Genomic DNA, 21195 nt, shown 5'->3' with positions numbered 1-21195 from the left:
TGAGATTTTTCGACTTTACTTTGTTTCGTTCAAAATGACAGTGCTGAAAATTAAATTCAGATAAGATTTAATTAAGAAAAAGAAATCAAAGATTAAAAAAACTTTGTAAAACAGTATTTTTTTATTTTACAAAATACTAAAATTCAACTCCTTATCAATTTACATAAGCAAAACAATTCCTTTACAATCTTTACAAAAACTTCCCTCCTAATTTTACCTCATCGAAAAAATTAATGTTATGAAAAAGTTCATCTTACTCGTTGCTGTATCAAGCACGTTTATCATGTGTAAAAAAGGAGAAGCGGCAACATCTAAAATTGAAGATGCAGTACAATCAGCAGACAGTACGATTTCTGCGACCTCTGAAAAAATTAATGACGTAAGCGAAAAAGCCAATGTTGCACTGGATTCTGCCAATGTAAAAATTAAAGATTTTGAAAACGCTAAAAATGAAGTGAAAGACAAGATTGAAAATACTTCCAAAATGGTAGATTCTTTATCTGAGAAAATTTCTTCCGTAAAACTGGAATCGAAAACGGAGAAAAAGGATTCGGCTAAAAAAGAAGAAAAAATTGTGGTGAATGTTCCCGCTCCGAAAGTGATTAAAGAAACCAAAATCGTTTATAAAGACAAACCAAAAAGTGAAAATTACGAACTGAATGTTCTGAAAAATAAAATGGTAAAATCGGGCTATTTAACCATGAATGCAGACAATGCGGAAATTGTAAGGGAAATTATACGACAGGAAACTGTTAAAAATAATGGTGCCGTTACTAAGGAAGAGCTCACTTATGTTGCAGCAGAACCTTCCGATGACAGATCTTCAGAAATGGTGGATCAAAAAGCATATTATCTTCAGATTAAAGTTCCTCTGCAGAATTTTGATCAACTGATCGATGATTTAAGCAACAATATCGGCGATATTGAAAGTAAAAACATAGAAGTAAAAGGAAGTGACTATTATAACAACACGCTTTGTGATATCAGGATCTCTCTTTTGGATAACGCTCATAAAGCTCCGGAAACTTTTGGTGAAAAGTCTTTAGCCGCCGTTTCTTCAGGATGGAGTGTCATTACTTCTATTTTCCTGTTTATTCTGCCGCTTTGGCCATTGTTTTTAATTGCCGGAATCGGATATTATTTTTATAAAAAGAGGGGTAAAAACACAACCAATCATGATGCCCATTAATTTCGAAAGTCCATCCTTTGTGATGGATTTTAATTTTAATATTATTTTAATCATATAATCTCTTATCTAATAATTCTTATTGATATTTTTGATATGTCATCATATCTGATAAAAAGAGCACTGATTTAACCTTAATAAAAAAATCCAATCAAAAAGATAAATAAAGCAGACAAAAAATTTTATATATTATATTTTGTGGTTCGTGTGAATGTAAAAAGGCTTCCAAATTCGGAAGCCTTTTACTATTTCATATATAATTAAGCAATTACTTTGCAATGCTTCTTGAAATAACGATCTTCTGGATTTCAGAAGTTCCTTCGTAGATCTGAGTGATTTTGGCATCTCTCATCATTCTTTCTACGTGATATTCTTTCACATATCCGTATCCACCGTGGATCTGTACAGCTTCAATCGTAGTATCCATTGCCACCTGAGAAGCGTATAATTTTGCCATTGCTCCGCTTTCAGAGATATCTTTTCCAGCGTCTTTTTCTACAGCCGCCTTGAAGCAAAGCATTCTTGCTGCTGTGATCTGAGTTGCCATATCTGCCAATTTGAAAGCAATCGCCTGATGATTGATGATTTCTGTTTTAAACGCTTTTCTTGTTTTAGCATATTTCAAAGCCAGTTCGTAAGCTCCGGAAGCAATTCCTAAAGCCTGAGAAGCAATCCCGATTCTACCACCGTTCAGAACAGCCATCGCGAAATTGAATCCGAAACCGTCCTCCCCGATTCTGTTTTCCTTCGGTACTTTTACGTTATTGAAGATCAAAGAATGTGTATCGCTTCCTCTGATTCCCAGTTTATCTTCTTTCGGACCGATCTCGAAACCTTCCCAACCTCTTTCTACGATGAAAGCGTTGATTCCTTTATGCTTTTTCTCAGGATCTGTCTGTGCAATTACAATATAGTAAGATGCTGTTCCACCGTTTGTGATCCAGTTTTTGATCCCGTTTAAAAGGTAATAATCTCCTTTATCTTCCGCAGTTGTTTTCTGGGAAGTTGCATCAGAACCTGCTTCAGGCTCAGACAAAGCAAAAGCTCCGATTACCTGTCCGCTTGCCAAAGGGGTAAGATATTTTACTTTCTGCTCTTCAGAAGCAAATTTCTCAAGACCTGCACAAACCAATGAGTTGTTTACAGACATTACCACAGCCGCAGAAGCATCTATTTTTGCAATTTCTTCCATTGCAAGAACGTAAGAAACGCTGTCCATTCCGGCACCGCCGTATTTAGGATCCACCATCATCCCCATAAGTCCCATTTCCCCCATTTTCTTTACCTGTTCTGCAGGAAACTTCTGGTCGCGGTCTCTTTCGATTACTTCCGGTAAAAGCTCGCTTTGCGCAAAATCTCTTGCTGCCTGCTGAATCATCAGCTGTTCTTCTGATAAATTAAAGTCCATAACATTGAATAATTAGATGGTCGCTAATTTACACTTTTTGGGCAAATCTGAAAATAGAATCATAAATTAGATAAAAACAACGAAATATCTCAATTTTTAAATTTTCATCATATATATATTAAGTTTGAATTATTAAATATATTATGGCATACATTTTATTAATTTCTAAATAATCACTTCCAATTTCCACAATTAAAAAAAATGCTTATATTTAAAATCCTTTAACAATTACTTAAAAAATCATGACAATCAAAAGATTATTTGATATTCCTCAATATGCATTGAAAACGTATCCGAAGTCGGATATGTTTGTAACCAAATACCATGGTGAATGGAAGAAAACTTCCACGCAAGAGTTTATCAATGAAGCCAATAAGATATCAAGAGGACTTTTAAAACTTGGCATAAAACCTGGTGACAAAATCGCTTTAATCACCACTAATTCCCGAACAGAATGGGCGATTATGGATCTCGGACTTTCGCAGATCGGGGTGGTTTCTGTTCCCGTTTATCCGAGTATTTCTCCCGAAGATTATGAATTTATCTTTACCAATGCAGAAATTAAGTACTGTTTTGTGTCTGATAAGGATCTTTTGAACAAGGTAGTAAAAGTAAAACATAACATTCCTTCATTACAGGGCGTTTTTACTTTCGATAATGTTTCGGGAGCTGCTAACTGGAAAGAAATACTGGATCTTGGCGAAGATGATTCTACGCAGATTGAAGTGGAAGATCTTTCAAATGCTATTAATCCTGAAGATCTGGCAACGATTATTTACACTTCGGGAACCACAGGAAAACCGAAAGGAGTAATGCTGACTCACCATAATATTGTTTCGAATGTATTAGGGGCAATCCCGAGAATTCCTAAAAAGAAAAGTCTGGATTATAAAGATACAAGGGTTCTGAGTTTCCTTCCGATCTGCCATATTTTCGAAAGAATGCTTTTCTATCTTTTCCAGTACAACGGTTTTTCGATTTATTTCGCGGAAAGCATCGAAAAGATGGGAGAAAACGTAAAAGAAGTAAAACCTCATTACATGAGCGTGGTACCGAGACTTGTGGAAAAAGTGTATGATAAAATCTACGCCACAGGTTCTTCCGCGGGAGGACTGAAACAGAAGATCTTTTTCTGGGCACTGGATCTGATTTCTAAAAAGAAAAGTGTTTCAAAACCATCCGGATTAAAGGAAATTATTGCCGACAAACTGGTGTTTAAAAAGTGGAGAGAAGGTTTAGGCGGTGAAATCATTACTTTGGTTTCCGGTTCTGCAGCTTTATCTACAAGACTGAATTTAATGTTCCAGAATGCAGGAATTCCTATTCTGGAAGGATATGGATTAACGGAAACTTCACCTGTAATTTCGGTAAATTCTTTCAGCAAAATGAAAATCGGAACCGTAGGTTTACCTCTTGACAATCTGAGTGTTAAAATTCAGGCAGACGGAGAAATTACAGTAAAAGGTCCTTCTATTTTTAAAGGCTATTTTAAAAATGAAGAAATGACGAAAGAAGTCTTTACAGAAGATGGCTATTTCAGAACGGGTGACATCGGACATATCGACAACGACGGGTTTTTACAGATCACCGACCGTAAAAAGGAGATGTTCAAGACTTCGGGAGGAAAATATATTGCGCCGCAGACCATAGAAAATTTAGCAAAAGCTTCAAAGTTTATCGAGCAGATCATGGTTGTCGGAGACGGCGAAAAAATGCCTTGCGCATTGGTACAGCCAGATTTTGAATTTGCAAAAAGCTGGGCATCCAGAAACAATCTGAATGTAGGTTCCACTCCACAGGAAATTGCCAAAAGTGCGGAATTAAAAGAAAGAATTAAAAAAGAGATTGACGATATCAACCAACATTTAGGAAACTGGGAACAGATCAAAAAAATTGAGCTTACCCCGGAAATCTGGAGCATTGATGCCGGTCTTTTAACGCCAACTTTAAAGCTGAAAAGAAAAGCGATTAAAGAGAAATTCATCGATCTTTACAATAAGATGTATGAGCATAAGGAATAAATTCTTATCGAAAATAAAGAAAAACAAAATTAACCGATTCATCATTTTTGGATCGGTAATTTTATTTTCATCCTGTGAAAAACATACCGACAGCACAAAGATATCTTCCAAAAAAGATTCTGCTCAAATTGTTTCTGATATACCAAAAATTAAAGGAATCTGCAGAACGGAACTTATGGATTATGTGAAATCTTCACCAAGTATCAAGCCTAACAAAAGTAATGGAATTCCTTTCAGTACGCTTGATTATGACAAAATTATAGCATACGATTTCAGGGGTGATGAAGAAATGTACGATGCACCGATTGATAAACAGGGAAACTTCATTCCCATCATAGAAAAACAGCAGTTTCTGTCACAGGAACAGGCTGATAAAATTTTAAAGGCTTTAGCGAAAAAATCCAGTTATGGAGAAGCTTCTGCAGCGTGTTTTAATCCGCATTTAGGTTTGGTGTTTTTTAAGGACAATAAAAAAATCAACCAGATGAGTATTTGTCTGGATTGCAATGGTTCTACTTCAGAAATTGATATTCCAGCTCGACGTCATAGGTTTTTCAACAAAGGAACTGATGACGAATATTCTTTTACCGGTTTTACGCCCAAAGGAAAGGCTGCCATTATTGCGCTGTGCAAAGAACTCAAATTTTATTATAAGTCTGCAGACAATATGGATGCAAAAAAATAATTTTTTCGCCTTATTTTTAACACGAATTCCACAAATATTTTCACGAATGACTCTATCTAATTATTTCAAAATAAAGCTATTTAAGTTTTCCATTGAATAAATGTTTTTAAATATTCTTTTTCTTTGTAATCACAAATATCATGTGGTTTATATTTATTTTTTTTAAACTCTATAGAGTTTTATCTGTGTAGACATCATATTAGAAGGAAATTCGGCGTTCCGTAGGAACGCTATCTTTAGAACATTTATCCTATTATAGATATCAACCCTGCGGATTGATTGATAGACTTGCTCTTATTTCTACAAAGATTCCGCTCCTAAAGGAATAAAGCTCTTTTACTTTAAAAAACTTCAATATTAAATTGTGCTATTTGCGAAACATTTGCGCAATTAGTGTTTAAAGCAAAAAAAGCTGTCTCAAAATTGAAACAGCTTTATATCTTTAAAATCGTAAGTAATTAAAATTTAATTACAGATTTCATTCTTTCGTTTTCTTCCATTACCAACTCGTCGTCAACAAGGATTTTTCCTGAATGCTCATCGATGATGATTTTCTTTCTCTGCGCAATTTCCATCTGCTTTTGCGGCGGAATAGTGAAGAATGACCCTTTTGGAGCACCTCTTTCCAATCCTACAACAGCAAGACCGTTTGGAGAGTTTGTTCGGATTCTGTTGTATGAAGCCAATAATCTCTCATCAATTTTCTCAGAAAATTCTTTTGATTTCTCGATAAGATATTCTTCTTCTTTCTGAGTTTCAGAGATAAGACCTTCCAATTCTTCTTTCTTGAATTTAAGGTGATTTTTAAGCTCATCAATTTTTGAGTTCAATTCGCTTAACGTTTCGTTTTTGTGACCTATTTTAGCACCGAATTCTTTAATTCTCTTCTCTGCAAGCTGGATTTCAAGCTCCTGATATTCAATCTCCTTTCCTAACGCTTCAAACTCTTTATTGTTTCTTACATTATCCTGCTGAGATTTGTATTTTTCAATTAAAGTTTTTGCATGGTTTATTACTTCATGCTTTGTTTTGATCTGGTCGTCCTGATCTTTGATTTCTGCATGAAATTTTTCAGCTCTTTTTTCAAGACCTTCGATTTCAATCTCAAGATCCTCTACTTCGATTGGCAATTCTCCTCTTGTATTTCGGATTTCGTCCAATCTAGAATCAATGATCTGCAAATCGTATAAAGCTCTTAACTTCTCTTCAACTGAAATATCGTTGGTTTTTGCCATATTTTAAATGAAATAATTTACCGGGTTTGTTTTCTCAATAGATTTTGAGATTGCAAATGTACTAAATTTTTGTGACAATATTTCAAATAATTGTTGAGTTACAAATTGTTCTGATTCAAAATGCCCGATATCACAAATCATCATTTTCGAATCGGCAAGGAAAAAATCGTGATATTTTACGTCTCCCGTAAGATAAGCATCACATTTTTTGGAAATTGCAGAACGGATTCCGCTTGCGCCCGAACCGCCCAGAACTCCTACTCTTTTAATTTTTTTATTATTAAATCCTGAATGACGGATCATCTCCAGACTGAATTTTCCTTTTACAAATTTCAGAAAATCTTTTTCATCCATCGGCTCATCAAGATCACCATACATTCCCAATCCTGAATAATGGTTGGTATTTTCAAGGCTGTAAATCTGGTGGGCAACTTCCTCATACGGATGTGCCGTTTTCATTGCATTAACGATCTGTCCCTGTTTGTAATCCTCAAAAATTACAGAAACCATATCCTCATCTGCATTCTCACGGATGTTCTGCTGTCCCGAAAACGGATTTGAACCTTCAATCGGTCGGAACGTTCCATTTCCGTTGATTTTGAAACTGCATTCGTCATAAAATCCGATATTTCCTGCACCTGCCGAAAATAATGCTTCCTTTACTTTTTCAGAATAATCTTTCGGAACGAAAACCGTAAGCTGTTTCAGATTATTTTTTTTAGGCTGAAGAATTTTTAAATTTTTTAATCCCAACTGATCACAGATTCCACGGTTAACCCCAAAAAAATCATTATCGAAAGCGGTATGAATGGCATAGATGGCAATTTTATTTTCAATAGCTTTTAAAACAGCTCTCTCTACATAGTTTTTCCCTGTTAAAGATTTCAGTCCCGAGAAAATGATCGGATGAAAACATACAATCAAATTACAGTTCTTTTCAATGGCTTCATCCACAACGTTTTCCAATGCATCATGACATACCAGAATTCCGGAGACATTTCTGTCCGGAACGCCACACAACAAACCTACATTATCAAAATCTTCTGCCTGCTGCAAAGGAATTCTTTCTTCTATTTTGGCAATTACCTTACTTATTGTCATTTATTGTCTATGTTTGGTACGAAAATAGGGATAATTTGTTAATTTTAAAAAAACATCGAAAAATGGAAAAAGAGCACAATCTTATTCCCGAAGATGCTCTCTGGAAAAGACACCTTTATCGCATCATATACCGCTCCGACACAAGGCTCGGAAAGCTTTTTGATATTATTTTATTGTTGCTGATCCTCATCAGTACCGCTATTATCATGATGGAAAGTGTTCCGAAGCTTGATAAAAGGTTTCATTATACATTCATTATTATGGAATGGATTATTTCCATATTTTTTTCTGCGGAATATTTTTCGAGAATTGCCGTAGTGAAAAACAAAAGAAACTATATTTTCAGTTTTTTCGGAATTATCGATTTTCTGGCATTAATTCCTTTTTATCTGAGCTTTATTTTTCCCGTCACCAAATATTTCCTGATTTTCAGAATGCTGAGAATGCTGAGAGTTTTCAGGGTTTTCAACTTAATGGACTTCATGAATGATGGCTCTGTAATTGTGAGGGCATTAAAAAACAGCTCAAGAAAAATTTATATTTTCCTTTTATTTTTAATTATTTTCTCCGTGATTGTCGGCTCACTGATGTTTATGGTGGAAGGCGGAAGACAGGGGTTTGAAACTATTCCACAGGCAATTTACTGGGCGGTTGTTACTGTTACAACGGTTGGTTATGGCGACGTTTCCCCGATTACTCCGATGGGGAAATTTTTTGCTGTTGTTTTAATGCTTGCCGGTTATTCCATTATTGCTGTTCCTACCGGAATTGTAACTGCCGAGATGAGAAACAAAAGACAGAATCTGGAAAAAGTGTGCGACCGATGCGGAAATGAAGATATTGATGATGATGCAAGGTATTGCAAACAGTGTGGCAAGAAATTGGCTTAGTAAAAATATAATGATCTATTAACGAAACACCACAAAAATCATGGAACCTAATAAAAACAAACCGAACAGCTTAGTAATTATCCTTATTTCATTGATCGCACTTGTGATCGTGGTTTATTTTATCCTTGTTATGTTTTTCCCTGCTATTTTTGATAGCATGACGACGGGTGAAATTCAGCCTGTTCCCAATAAATAAAGTTTTTTCATTTAAAATAACAAAGGCGATCCTTACAGACCGCCTTTTATTATGGTTAAATTTTCTTTATTTTTTAATTGTTTTTACGACCTGTTTAGACCCATCTTTCATATCCAACATCAGAAAATATACCCCTTGTTTCAATTCTCCCAAATGAATCTCAGAAGTAGGATTTTCGATAACTCTTATCAGTCTTCCTGAAACATCTGTTACAGAAACTGATTTTACTTTTGCTATATCAGAAATATTAACAACATCCCTGAAAGGATTTGGAAATACTTTAATGGTATTTTTATTGGCTGCCACTTCGGAAGTTGCTAAATTATTTTTCGTAATGTTAATGGTAAATGCTCCTTCCGGCTCATCTGACCAACCACTGTAATGACCAACATTTACATAATAGGTATTTCCTGCAAGTGTAGGAACAGAAACTGTTTCAGCACCTCCCTGTCCACCATCATCTACTGTACTTTCGCAGTTTAATGCAGAACAATTTCCGCTATACACCCCGATCTGAGGATCAAAATCACTTCCTGCAGGCATCGTTACATTAATATTAAATGTACTTCCGTCCCCTGTAAAAGTAAACCAGGTTCCGTCATTCATTTCATTAGAACATACGCTTACAATTCCCGAGTTATTGGTAGCTCCCGCTCCATCGTTTTGCGCGTAAGTGTAAGGGAAAGCAGTAGCAGATAATGCTCCGGAACAAGCATCATTTGCCGGTGGCGGAGGGAAAGTTCCTACGCAGATATTAAAGCTCTGGTTACTTCCTGCACCATAATAACTGTACACTCTCAACAGATATGTTTCTCCTACCGTAAGACCCGATACAACTCCCGAAGGCGGATCTGAACACAAAATGCTTGATAGTGCTCCACAACCTCCGCTGAATACCTGAAAATAAGTATCTGTATCTCCCGCTGTACTTCCTACAGAGGTAATATTAAGAAGAGATATTTTATGAGTTGTAGCAGTGGCTACAAATTTAAACCAAACATCATCATCTGCTTGTCCATAACATGGACTTGGAGCAGTTCCTGAATCTGTTGCGCCAATTGTATACCCTGCAGTTACTGTTCCGCAGTTCAGATTCGGGTTTACAGGAATTGTAATTGCTGTGGCGCATTCATCATTAGCCGGTGGCGGCGGTGCAGTAGTAAACATCTGCTCTGTACATCCTGAAGATTCTCCTCCCGAACCTACTGCTACGATTTTAACGTAATGGGTTGTATTCGGAGCCAATGTGGCTGAAGGTGTATAACTATTGGTTGTTACAGAAACCTGATTCGCTATACTCGTTCCTCCTGGAGAAGTTCCGATAGAAACTTTATAGCTCGTTGCTCCTGCTGTATTGTTCCATGTGATGGTAGGAGTTAAAGGAATAAATGTAGCATTATTTGCCGGATAGGTAACAATCGGGCAAGCAGGAACAGGATTGGAAGCCAGTCCTTCAATGGTAACAACGGATTTATAATTTACAAGGTTTCCTGTAGCAGGCGGTGATGCCGGATCCGGATTTGTAAAATCATCTTTATAATAAATCGTAGAATTTTGCGCTCCACTGTACACATATGTTGCCTCATCGAAATCATTATTATCATAACCTGCAGAGTTTTCCTCTGCCGCAATAACAAGATTAGAAGTATTATTGTAAGCGAAAGGCGTTGGAAAAACTACTTCGATAACTCCGTTGTTATTGCTTACAGTTCCGGAAAAAACCTGCGTTAACTGAGCTCCGGGAATCCAGTCTGAATCGGAGCTGAAGGATGTTTTGTTGGTGAGCCCTAGATAAACTACCCATTGTGAAGAGTTTGAAATTGACATTGAAGGGTCTATATAGAACTTGAGTCCTGTAATATTCCCTGCTGCATTGGCGTTAATTTCCTGCTTTGTGAAAATCTGCTGTACATAAGAATAACCGTAATACGTACTTATTGGAGCTACCCCAACATCTGTACTCCCTGAACCCAAAGTAATCTGGGCTGAAAAAGTCATACTTAAAAATAATAAGCATGAGAGTAAAAATTTTGTCATAAACTATCTATATTTTGTTGATTGAGTACTAATTTAACAATAATATTTAAATTTTAACATTAATTTTAAAGTTTATTGATAAAAAAATAGCGACTAAAAATATTAGTCGCTATTATTATTTATAAAACGTATTAAAAATTATTTTTTAATAGTTTTTATCGTTTGTTTAGAACCATCTTTCATCTCAAGGGTAACTAAATACATTCCTTGTTTCAATTCTCCTAAATGAAGTTCTGAAGTAGGATTTGCAATAGTTTTCACCAATCTTCCCGCGATATCTGTAACCAATACGTTTTTCACATTCGCTACATCGGAAATATTCAATATATCTGAGAATGGATTAGGATAAACTTTGATGTTATTTTTAGCATCTTTTACTTCGTTTGTTGCTAAAACCAATGATGCGTCATAAGCAGATACTTTAAACTGACCTGTTGTAGTGGAAGAATAATTCCAAACACCCACCATCAACGTAGATCCCGGCGTTAATCCTGTAAGAGCTACTAAAGAGAAGTTACCGTCTGAAGAGCTATCATCATCACAGCCAATTTGTGTAAGTGCTCCACAGCTTCCACTGTAAACACCTAAAACAGTATCTGTAACATTGGAACCAGAAACAGATTGAGTTTCAATTGTAATATTTCCACTTGCAGGAACCACTACAGAATACCATACATCTCTGTAACCAGTTGTCTGGCAAGAATGTGTAGCCGTAGCATCAGATGTAGCCGTAGCACCAGAGTTTGTAGCAGTTACAGCATTTTGTGCAAAAGTACCACCAGGCGTTAAAGCAATAGCACCAGAACATTCATCGTTTGCAGGCGGTGGAGGTGCTGTTGTAAAGCTTCTTTCGGAGCATCCCTGAGATGTAGACATAGCATCATACGCATTTAAGGTATAATAATAAGTTGTATTATAACTTAATGCAGTTGGAAGTGTATACGATGTTACATTTCCTAAATCCTGAGCATTCATAATATTGGAAGCACCAGCTGAAGTACCAATAGAAAGTTTATAGCCGGAAACTCCGGTTACAGCAGTCCAGGTAAATGTAGGTGTTACAGAAACGTTTGTTGCAGCAGCAGAAGGTGCAGTAACAGTAGGACAGAAAGATTTTGTCGTGAACGTTACAGGAACCCAGATTGACTGATCTGCAGCACTACAACTAGATCTCACCCAGAAATAATAAGCTGTAGCAGATGCTAAGTTAGGCAATGTAGTTGTTGTAGCAGTTAAGCCAGAAATTGTAGGCGTTGTAGTAGCAGTCGGAGCTGTATTTGTTGTACTATAATACACATCATAACCATTCGCAGGTACAGGATTTGGTGCAGTCCAGTTTACAACAGCAGAATTATACGTTAAAGTTGCAGCAGGTACTGTAACCGCTGAAGGCTCTGAACATGTAGGAGTAATATTAATGTTAATATCATCTACGTATAAATTATATTGATTACTTACTGAGTATGCATTAAATCCAAAATAATAAACTCCAGATGCAGTAGGTGTAAAGTCTACAAAGTTAGTTGCTGCAGTTGCAGTATTAATACTTGGGTGATCTGCTAAAGCATTTGTCATACTGGCATTATTCGCTGAAGTACCATAAGCAACCTTTAGTTTTTCAACATACGTTGTACTGTTGTTTCCATATGTATACTTAATTCTGTAAGAAACTCCTGCTGTTAAGTTGATTCCCTGAGTATAGAACCAAGCATTTGCATCATTACTAAAATTGTACAGATAAGTAAGCGCTTTAGTAGTAAATCCATAACCAGCCGGAGAACTTGTTGTCCAGTTATTTCCTGTTCCTGCATTTTCTGAAGAAGTACAAGAAGGTAATGCAGGTGTTGTTACACTTTCAAAATCCTGAACATAAGGAACAGTTGTAGATGTACATGCAGTTGTGAAGCTCAAAGGACCTGCCCAAGAACTTGTAGATCCGGAACCGCAATTAGAACGAACCCATACGTAATAAGTTGTGTTAGCCGTAAGACCTGTTAAGCCATAAGTTGTAACTCCTGCTGCAACACTAGCGGTAGGCGTTGTAGTAGCAGTAGGCGCTGTGTTGGTTGTACTGTAATAAATATTATATCCATTTGCAGGAGCTGGTGTAGCAGCCGTCCAAGAAACGGTAGCACCTGAAGCTGTAATTGCAGAAGAAGTAAGTACTGTTGGCTCAGTACAAGCTGGCGTTAATTCTAATTTAAAATCATCAAACCCCATATAGTATGGTGCAGTAGATGTTACGTAAGCTTTTACACCAAATGTATATACCCCTGAAGTTGTTGGTACATATGTTACCGTAACTTTGGTATAATTGGTACTATTTGAACCTCCCGTTGCTGTTTGCGTTGAAGTAAGGAATGTACTAAGGCTTGTTGCTCCTGTAGAAGATTGAGCATTATTTACCAATACTTCATTCTGCCATCCCGTTAATCCATCTCCAACCCAATAGAATGAAAAATCATATGACTGACCTGCTGTAAGATTAAATGAAGGAGTCCATAAATATGCAGCCGTAGTAGGATAATAAATAGTCATATAGTTAGGAGCAGACCTAGGATCATTGTAAGTATTTCCAGATGCAGTCTGACTTGTAAACAGATAAGAAGAGCTTAAACCTCCACTTGTTGCCCAACAACTTGGAGTAATTCCGTTTCCAACTGTTGTCATGCTATCAAAATTTTCAGTCCATGGGAAAGTTGATATTGCCGCAGCCGGAGCAGAAACAGAAACAGGAGTTGAATTGGTAGTCACTCCCGAACCTGAACATGTAACAGCACAGTAGAATGAATTAGCAGCACTTACAGTTGTTGTGTAAGTAGATGTTGTAGCACCCGTAATTGCACCTGCATTATCGTACCATTGATAACTAACCCCTGATCCAACCGTAGAATTCTGCAGACTCAGCGTCGTAGAATACGGGGAAGAACACTGTGTACTTGTTGCCGTTGCTAATGTATTCCCAGGGTTAGGAGTACCAGAGCAAGCTGTTGCAGTGTAGGTTAATTGTGTCTGATACCTTCTCGTTTGAGTGGTATAACTAGTAGTTGTAGCTGCAATTGCAGATGAAGCACTGGTTCCCATCGCCTGAGCAGTAGTTGTAGTATCATATAACCATTGGAATGCACCTCCTGTAAATGGAGTTGCCAAGGTACCGGAAGGAACCCATTCAATATATACTTCAATAGCACCTCCTGTATAGCTGAAAGTGTTTGATGTATTATTATTAAAGGTTACCCAGCCTGCAGCAGCAGGAAAATTGTTAGTACTATTTATTGTAGCACTATAAAATAAAGTTGCCCCTCCAATCATAGTACTCCAGGCAGTACCACTTGCTAAAGCAGTAGCAGCACTATTTTTAAGATAGACATTGAGTGTCCATGCATTACTGCCCGACACATTAAACGCCGTACTCTTATTATAGGCAATACTGTTAATGGTTGCTCCAGGAACAACAGATGCACCACTCAAATCCGCTGCCGTAAGCAACTGTATAGATTTTGAATGATGAAATGAACTCGTACCACTGGAACGATAGATAGGATCGCCATTTGTACCAGCCGAAGCTGTACTGGCTCCCGAACCTATTGTTACTGTGGTTTGCGCCATGATGCCTGCATAGAGGAACATCAAACACATCAGTAAAAGTTTTTTCATGCGTAAAAAAATAAAATTAGGTGATGTAAAAGTAAAAATAAATTTTAATTTAATTAACCAAAATTTGACAAATAATTAATATTTAATAATATAATGAACAATTATCAAACTATTTATTAAACAATCATTTAAATATTTAAATAAAACCTAATTTAACACTTAGTTGCAAATTACTGTTTTTCAGAAAGTTAAAAATTAATCACAAATCATTGATTTACAACAAGTAATAAAATAAATTATTTTAAAAAATCTATTGGTTTTTAGGTAAAAGAAATAGCGACTGATAAATCAGCCGCTATTATTAAGTATTATTTGATAATAAATTATCTTTTAATTGCTTTTACAGTTTTCCTTGAACCATCTTTCATTTCAAGAGTAACTAAATACAATCCTTCTTTAAGCTCTCCCAACTGTAATTGCGAAGCGGGGTTTGCAATAGTTTTTACCAATCTTCCTGCAACATCTACGATGAACACAGATTTCACATTAGATATATCTGAAATATTCAGCACATCTGTAAACGGATTAGGATAAACTTTAATTCCTTTATCTTTATACAAGATTTCGCCTGTACCCAATGTAGGAGCCATTTCCGCATAGGAAAGGAAACCTGTATAACTGGTGCTTGCTAATGCGGTGTTAGATTGCGTAGTATTTGGTGTACCTGCAGCATAAGTAGCTGTAGTACCAAATAAACTATCATATACTCCATTGGCTGTTGTCGCTATTACCGGAAAACTACTACTTGTAATTGCAGCATCTCCTAATCTTACATTGATTGTAGAGAATGTACCAGATACCAACGGAGCTTCCCATCTTCTTGCAGAAGATAAGTTTTGAGTACCAGAGCCTGCTGTTCCAGAGTTGGAATCAAATGCTTCCGCTTTCATGATAGTTACTGCTGTAGTTGCAGGAGCCAATGAAACTGGAGCATAAGCAGATTTACCTACAGGGTATAGTATATAGTTTGTATTTGCATTCGCAGAAGCAATTGTTCTGGCAAATGGACCTGTAATATAAGCCGTAGCTGATCCTCCTGATAAAGTTCCTGCCGCTGTTGCAGTTCCTAATGTCAATAAATTAGTTGAAGTTGTATTAACTTTACCTGCTGTAAGTGTTAAAGTTCCACTTACTGATAATGGTGCATTCAATGTAACACCTCCGGTACTTGCATTATTTACAGTTAAACTAGTTAAGTTAGCTGTAGGAGATGTTGCTAAATTTCTGAATACACCTGTACCAGATATAGTCTGTGTATTTGTAGATGCCACGCTAGAAGTAGAAGATGCTAAATCCGATCCCCATTGTGCCAATTCTAAAGTACCAGTAGAAGTAAGCGTACCATTATTGACAATATTTCCGTTAATTTTTGAACCAGATAATCTTAACTCACCTGAAGTAACTGTTAAATCTTTTTCAACACCTACTGTATATGGAGGCACAACAAATCTGTTTGTACCTGCAGATAAATTAATAACTAAATTACCTGCAATAAAATATCCCGTTCCTGGCCAAGTATTATACTGAAGACCACTCGTGTTTCCACCTGCATCAGTAGACACTCCGTCTCCTAATTGAACTGTATGATTTACTCCTGCACGGTAACCATTACCCCAATAAGCGAAAGCGTGTCCATTTGAAGTACCTCCTGCTGATGAAGTTGCAACATGCGGATCTACAATAACAATTCTACCGCCTGTTAAATTTAATGTAGCACCTGTTCCTGAAGTACCAAAACCAAAGATATTAGTACCGGAAGCAACAGAATTAGCCGCTACACCTGCGTCATTACCATCAACAATAATATCTCCACCTGATTGATTAAATGTTGATCCATTTACATTATTTACGTTACCATTTACATTTAATATCCCACCTGAAATTGTTAATGTTCCATTATTTACTAATGAATTATTTTTAAGAGTACAACCTACCGTAAGATCACCGGATGCATTTACCAGTGTTCCTCCTGTATTAATGGTAACATTTTTAGAAACATTTCCTGCAGAATTTACCGTTACCGTAGTACCTGCAGCAATTTGTACCACATCTGTACAAGCAGGAACAGCTCCTTTATTCCAAGTTGAGGAAGCATTCCAGTTACCATTTGCTACAGATATAAAAGGAATGTCTGAAGCTGCAATACCTAAATAGTAAGTATCCGCTAAATTAGCCAATGGAAGAACGGTTCTTTGCGCATTTACATAGCTTGTCCCTGTTTGATGTGTTCCGAAAGCCGGAGCAGATGCTAAAGTAATTCTGCTGTTGCCGTTAGCAGCAGTATAAATATTTTGTCCGTTTATTGCCATAGAATAAGTAGGCGTTCCTGTAATCCCTGTCTGAGAAACAACCCAGTTGGATTTTGCCTGCGTATCTACAGTATAGGTTCCGTCTACGATGCTTACAGTATTTGTTCCCGCAACATCATTATATTGTACAGCGATTTTACCACCGGTAGTAGCAGCCGCTGTCTGGTTCAGATAAAGATTTCTTGCTACAAAAGCAGTTGATGTTCCTCCAGCGAAAGGATAAACACCTGTTGTCGTTGCTGAAGATGTTGTGCTCGCTGTAATAGTTGCTCCACCTGTTGTAGTAGGCCACCATCTCGCAAAAGTACTTCCTGTACTGAATCCACCTGCACTATAAGATAAAGTTCCGTTAGATGTAGCTGAGATTCCTAAAACGAAAGTATTGGCACCGGTATTCACGAAACCTGTTGTCAATGTCAACGTACCGGAAACAGTTCCTGTATTTGCCCCACTCAATAAAGAGTTTGCATTGGCAAAAGTAACCCCTGTTGAAGAACTATTATTAATAGTTACAGAAGTAAAATTAGCTGTAGAACTTGCCGTAACAATATTATTTCTGAATACACCTGTCCCTGAAACGGTCTGCGGCGTTGTAGAAGCTGAAACGGTTCCATTATTTTTAAAATTCTGGAAACTTAAAGTTGAAGCTGTATGGGTAAATGTTCCATTATTGGTAAAGTTACCGCCAATACTTACTCCCGTAGTTGGTATTCTGAATTCCCCATTTGCATTAATGGTTAATGTATTAATACCGATTGTGGAGGAATTTGATACATATCTGTTTGTACCCGAAGCTCCGTCTATTATTACATTATCAAAATAGATTTTACTTCCTGCATTGTTCCAGATAAATCCACCAACTGTTGAAGCCGTTGCAGCAGTTCCTCCAGCGTCAGCAGAAGATCCGTCACCAAACTTCAGAGTCCATCCCGCTGTATTATCAATCGCGGTTCCTCCCGTATAAGAGAATGCGTATGAAGTAGTACTGTTAGCCGCATGAGGATCTGTTACGGTAAGCGTTCCACCGGTAAGCGTAACGTTTCCGGTAGCTATATTTACTATATTAGTACCAGAAGCTACACTTGTTGCTGTGGCGCCTGCATCGTTTCCATCTACATTAATATTTCCTCCACTTTGAGCAAAAGTAGAACCGGAAGCATTGTTAATATTACCATTTACTGCTAATGTTCCTCCGGAAACCGATAAAGTGCCATTGTTGTTAATGTAGTTATTTTTATTAGTACAACCTACTGTTATAGAACCGCCCGTTACTCCTAATGTTCCTCCTGGATTAATGATAACGTTACTTGGATTTGCAGTTGTAGCAGATGATACCGTTACCGTATGTCCTGAAAGAATAGCTGCATTATTACATGAAGGTACGACACCTCCTACCCAAGTAGTTGTACTTTCCCAAGGACCAGATTGTGCTGACTCTATAGGTGCTTCAGATGTAACAGAAGCTAATGTATATGTTGCTGCTATGTTTGCCGCCGGAACCGCAGCTCTCTGTCCCATAGGCTGATTTGTACCTGCCTGCGCTGTGCCCGCCAAAGCTCCATTATTTAATATCGTAACATTTGGAGTAGTAGCCGTAAATGTTCCCTGGCCTTGAATCGCAATAGTATGCGTAGCAGAAGATGCGTATCCTCCGGAAGTGGTTACTACCCAGTTCGCATTCGTTTGTCTGTCGTATGTTAAAGAACCTTCGGTTAACGGAGTTATTGCAGAGTTACCTGCAGCACCATTAAACTTAACCGCCATTTGACCTGCCGTAGTTAAAGCTGCGGTTGCTCTGTGAAAATGATCAACCGAAAGTCCCGTTACAGGATTTCCCATTACAAAAGGATAAGTACCTGCTCCTGAAGTTGGAATTGTAGATGCAGCTATAGTAGTTCCCGATCCTGCTGTTCCATACCATCTGCTGAATGTAGAACCGGAACTGAATCCTCCTGCAGTATACGAAAGTGAACCAACAGTTGTACCACTTACACCTAATATAAAAGTATTAGAACCCGTATTTACCACCCCATTTGTAAAAGTTAATGTACCTGAAACAGTACCTGTATTTGCGCCACTTAATAAAGAATTGGCATTTGCAAAAGTAACACCGCCTGCACTTGAGTTATTAACAGTTATACTTGCAAAATTAGCTGTAGAAGTTGTTGCTGAATTTCTAAAAACACCCGTTCCTGATATGTTTTGAGCAACTGTATTAGCAACACTTGATGTCCCTGAAGGCATTGCAAATGTCAATGTGGAACTTGCTGTATGGATCCCATTATTAACTAAGTTACCACCAACGGTTAACGCTATTGAATTCTGGTCTAATTCTCCGGCCGTAATCGTTAAGTTCCCCTTTATACCATTACTCCATGAATATTCTTTTACGATTCTGTTTGTACCAGAAGGATTATTTATTTCAACATTGCCAAAATTTAGTTTTCCGGCACCTACATAATTGTATACGTAAAATCCTATTGCATTTCCTCCCGCATCTGTTGAAACGCCATCTCCAAATTTTAAAGTATGATTTAAAGAAACCTCTGAAGAAACAGACGTGTTATAATAAATCGAGTAATGCGAAGATGAGGTTGAAGCAGGCGGGTCTACTAAAACCAAAGTACCACCTGTCCAATTTACTCCATTGGAAGAAGTAATATTTAATGTATATTGGCTACTTGTAGTACTTGTAGCGGTAGCTCCTGCATTATTAGGATCAATGGTTATTGTACCTCCACTTTGATTAAAATTACCAGACGTGTAATTTAAATAGCCGTTAATCAACACATTACCACCAGAAACAGTTAAGGTTCCTCCACTGACGGTAAGATTTGAATTATTTGCGTTTGCAATACTCACTGTAAGGGTATTTGCAGCCACTGTTAAACTTCCGGAGTTTATGGTAAGCTGCCTTACAGATGCATTTCCGGGAAGCGTCATTGCCGATGAATTTTGTATTACAAAATTATCTGCGTTACTAATGGAACCGGGCGACGTTCCCGTTCCGTCAGTATTGGTTCCCCATGAAGCCACATTTGTAAAATCCGTTGCAGAAGCCTTCGAATAATACGTGGTCTGTGCTTTTATTGCTGCGGGACTGCAGATCAACAAAAGCCAAAGATAGGTTTTGTTCATAAATAGTTAAATTAAAATTAGGAAATATAAAATTATAATAAATTAATTTAAATTAACTAAAATTTTATAAATAATTAATATTTGACAACAAAACATCCAATAAAATACATTATTATTAAACAATCATTTGAATAATTAAACTTATCATAATTAAATAACAACCCATAAGAAACTGTATATCAAACAGTTAAAAATTACTCCCAAATAATTGATTTACAATAATATAAAACTTAACATAAAAAAATATAGACTGCCCCTTTGAGACAGTCTATATAAATAGTATACATTAGCGTTATTTATATAAATAGAATTAAGTCGCACAATTGTACATCTTGATTTTCCCTCATCATTTTTACCGCAATACATTCCCTCAGGCATTTTATCTTCGGATGCTCCCGAAAACACATTCCTTTGGGCGAAACGATTTCGGAACTCCCCGAAGGCGTTTTCCTTTTGGCGGAATACATCCGGCGGGTTCCGAAAGTCTGCTCCCTTAGGCGGGACGGTTTCGGCTGTTCCCGACACCTCCCTCCCTTCGGCGGTGGCTCTAGGAAGGCGTTTCCGGAGATTCAGGTTTCTGATCTTCTCCCCCGCTTTCTTCCGTACTGCTGTATTTGGTAACGGCAAGATTATATTGGTTTACCAGACTGCTGAGCTTTGCCATTAACTGATCGTATTCTGCATTCGGGGTAAGCAGGGCGTGAGCTTCTATATGCTGTTTCAGCGTTCGGTAAGCTTCCGTAGATGCTGTTCTGGCAGTAGCTAATACACCTGTTTCTACTTCCGAAAGCTGTACGGTACGGGCAATATACTTGTTGTTAAAATTCTGGTTAGAAGTTTTCAGCTCGTTTACCCAGTCAGCAAGTTGAAGCTGGGAGATTTTATCGCTGTGCTTTTCTTCCCATTCTGCCACGATGCTGTTAATAGTGGCAGTTTCCAACTGATACCGAAGCTTATAGATACGATCCCCAAAACGGTTAAGGATATCTAAAAGTGCAAAGGCATTGTTCTTGGTCTCCGGATCGAAATGGTACTGCCATGCTTCCAAAATCATCTTGATCCCGATAACAGCGTTGTCTCTCTGCGCATCCAAAGCCTGAATTTCCGGTGTAATATCGCTTCCCGTATAAGGCAGATAAGCATTATTAAAACTTTGTGCCGCTGTTTGCAAAATTGTTCTTTGGCTGCCAATATTTAATTGGTCGGCAGTAGTTTGAGGCAAAAGTTCCAGTACATTGTTCACGAATTGCAGAAAATCTCCGTTACGGTATTTTTCCAGATTGGCGGTTGTAATCATTGTGTTATTTTAAAATTTTAAAGGGCTAATTTATA

At 37.3% G+C, this 21195-nt stretch carries 12 protein-coding genes; 5 read left to right on the top strand and 7 right to left on the bottom strand.

Features of this window, described 5'->3' with window-relative positions; genetic code table 11:
- The first annotated feature begins 238 nt into the window (after window positions 1-238).
- Window positions 239-1189, top strand: a complete 951-nt coding sequence (locus tag B0E34_RS06710) for a DUF4349 domain-containing protein (RefSeq protein ID WP_087708054.1) — start codon at window positions 239-241, stop codon at window positions 1187-1189.
- Between the two features lie 265 nt (window positions 1190-1454).
- Here the strand turns inward: B0E34_RS06710 and B0E34_RS06705 are convergent, their stop codons facing one another.
- Entirely contained in the window at window positions 1455-2594 is a 1140-nt protein-coding gene (locus tag B0E34_RS06705; RefSeq protein ID WP_076392514.1) for an acyl-CoA dehydrogenase family protein, read from the bottom strand.
- Between the two features lie 242 nt (window positions 2595-2836).
- Here B0E34_RS06705 and B0E34_RS06700 point away from each other — a divergent pair, with 242 nt between their 5' ends.
- Together B0E34_RS06700 and B0E34_RS06695 are read left to right on the top strand one after the other, a co-directional pair.
- Complete coding sequence (locus B0E34_RS06700) at window positions 2837-4615, top strand: AMP-dependent synthetase/ligase (protein ID WP_087708052.1); 1779 nt, start codon at window positions 2837-2839, stop codon at window positions 4613-4615.
- Window positions 4599-5300: a hypothetical protein gene (locus tag B0E34_RS06695; RefSeq protein ID WP_087708050.1), complete on the top strand. Its 702-nt coding sequence runs from the start codon at window positions 4599-4601 to the stop codon at window positions 5298-5300. Before B0E34_RS06700 ends, B0E34_RS06695 begins: the two co-directional genes overlap by 17 nt.
- Window positions 5301-5758: 458 nt before the next feature.
- On the opposite strand, the gene B0E34_RS06690 is transcribed toward B0E34_RS06695, so the two are convergent.
- Both B0E34_RS06690 and B0E34_RS06685 read right to left on the bottom strand, forming a co-directional pair.
- A complete protein-coding gene (locus B0E34_RS06690) occupies window positions 5759-6535 on the bottom strand; it encodes a zinc ribbon domain-containing protein (RefSeq protein WP_076392508.1) in 777 nt (258 codons plus the stop codon).
- A gap of 3 nt (window positions 6536-6538) precedes the next feature.
- Window positions 6539-7636: a Nif3-like dinuclear metal center hexameric protein gene (locus B0E34_RS06685; RefSeq protein WP_087708048.1), complete on the bottom strand. Its 1098-nt coding sequence runs from the start codon at window positions 7634-7636 to the stop codon at window positions 6539-6541.
- 62 nt (window positions 7637-7698) lie between these two features.
- Between B0E34_RS06685 and B0E34_RS06680 the strand changes: the two genes are divergently transcribed.
- Together B0E34_RS06680 and B0E34_RS21280 are read left to right on the top strand one after the other, a co-directional pair.
- Window positions 7699-8526, top strand: coding sequence for an ion transporter (locus B0E34_RS06680; RefSeq protein ID WP_087708047.1), 828 nt, complete (start codon window positions 7699-7701; stop codon window positions 8524-8526).
- A 40-nt stretch (window positions 8527-8566) separates the two neighbouring features.
- Entirely contained in the window at window positions 8567-8722 is a 156-nt protein-coding gene (locus B0E34_RS21280) for a hypothetical protein (RefSeq protein WP_165762959.1), read from the top strand.
- 66 nt (window positions 8723-8788) lie between these two features.
- Here the strand turns inward: B0E34_RS21280 and B0E34_RS06675 are convergent, their stop codons facing one another.
- The 4 genes from B0E34_RS06675 to B0E34_RS06660 all read right to left on the bottom strand — a co-directional run bounded on the left by B0E34_RS06675 (window position 8789) and on the right by B0E34_RS06660 (window position 21160).
- Window positions 8789-10759: a T9SS type A sorting domain-containing protein gene (locus B0E34_RS06675; RefSeq protein ID WP_087708045.1), complete on the bottom strand. Its 1971-nt coding sequence runs from the start codon at window positions 10757-10759 to the stop codon at window positions 8789-8791.
- A gap of 138 nt (window positions 10760-10897) precedes the next feature.
- Window positions 10898-14416: a fibronectin type III domain-containing protein gene (locus B0E34_RS06670; RefSeq protein ID WP_087708043.1), complete on the bottom strand. Its 3519-nt coding sequence runs from the start codon at window positions 14414-14416 to the stop codon at window positions 10898-10900.
- Window positions 14417-14739: 323 nt separating this feature from the next.
- Window positions 14740-19863, bottom strand: a complete 5124-nt coding sequence (locus tag B0E34_RS06665; protein WP_087708041.1) for a T9SS type A sorting domain-containing protein — start codon at window positions 19861-19863, stop codon at window positions 14740-14742.
- A 547-nt stretch (window positions 19864-20410) separates the two neighbouring features.
- Complete coding sequence (locus B0E34_RS06660) at window positions 20411-21160, bottom strand: DUF6261 family protein (protein ID WP_087708039.1); 750 nt, start codon at window positions 21158-21160, stop codon at window positions 20411-20413.
- Window positions 21161-21195 lie beyond the last annotated feature (35 nt).

This window comes from Chryseobacterium mucoviscidosis, assembly GCF_002177115.1.
Lineage (GTDB): Bacteria > Bacteroidota > Bacteroidia > Flavobacteriales > Weeksellaceae > Chryseobacterium > Chryseobacterium mucoviscidosis.
Note: the sequence above shows the minus strand (reverse complement) of the source record. Positions and strands in the feature narration are given on the sequence as shown.

Excerpts from the sequence above, each read along its gene's own strand:
- B0E34_RS06710 (WP_087708054.1), top strand. The coding sequence starts at position 239 with ATGAAAAAGTTCATCTTACTCGTTGCTGTATCAAGCACGTTTATCATG.
- B0E34_RS06705 (WP_076392514.1), bottom strand. The coding sequence starts at position 2,594 with ATGGACTTTAATTTATCAGAAGAACAGCTGATGATTCAGCAGGCAGCA.
- B0E34_RS06700 (WP_087708052.1), top strand. The coding sequence starts at position 2,837 with ATGACAATCAAAAGATTATTTGATATTCCTCAATATGCATTGAAAACG.
- B0E34_RS06695 (WP_087708050.1), top strand. The coding sequence starts at position 4,599 with ATGAGCATAAGGAATAAATTCTTATCGAAAATAAAGAAAAACAAAATT.
- B0E34_RS06690 (WP_076392508.1), bottom strand. The coding sequence starts at position 6,535 with ATGGCAAAAACCAACGATATTTCAGTTGAAGAGAAGTTAAGAGCTTTA.
- B0E34_RS06685 (WP_087708048.1), bottom strand. The coding sequence starts at position 7,636 with ATGACAATAAGTAAGGTAATTGCCAAAATAGAAGAAAGAATTCCTTTG.
- B0E34_RS06680 (WP_087708047.1), top strand. The coding sequence starts at position 7,699 with ATGGAAAAAGAGCACAATCTTATTCCCGAAGATGCTCTCTGGAAAAGA.
- B0E34_RS21280 (WP_165762959.1), top strand. The coding sequence starts at position 8,567 with ATGGAACCTAATAAAAACAAACCGAACAGCTTAGTAATTATCCTTATT.
- B0E34_RS06675 (WP_087708045.1), bottom strand. The coding sequence starts at position 10,759 with ATGACAAAATTTTTACTCTCATGCTTATTATTTTTAAGTATGACTTTT.
- B0E34_RS06670 (WP_087708043.1), bottom strand. The coding sequence starts at position 14,416 with ATGAAAAAACTTTTACTGATGTGTTTGATGTTCCTCTATGCAGGCATC.
- B0E34_RS06665 (WP_087708041.1), bottom strand. The coding sequence starts at position 19,863 with ATGAACAAAACCTATCTTTGGCTTTTGTTGATCTGCAGTCCCGCAGCA.
- B0E34_RS06660 (WP_087708039.1), bottom strand. The coding sequence starts at position 21,160 with ATGATTACAACCGCCAATCTGGAAAAATACCGTAACGGAGATTTTCTG.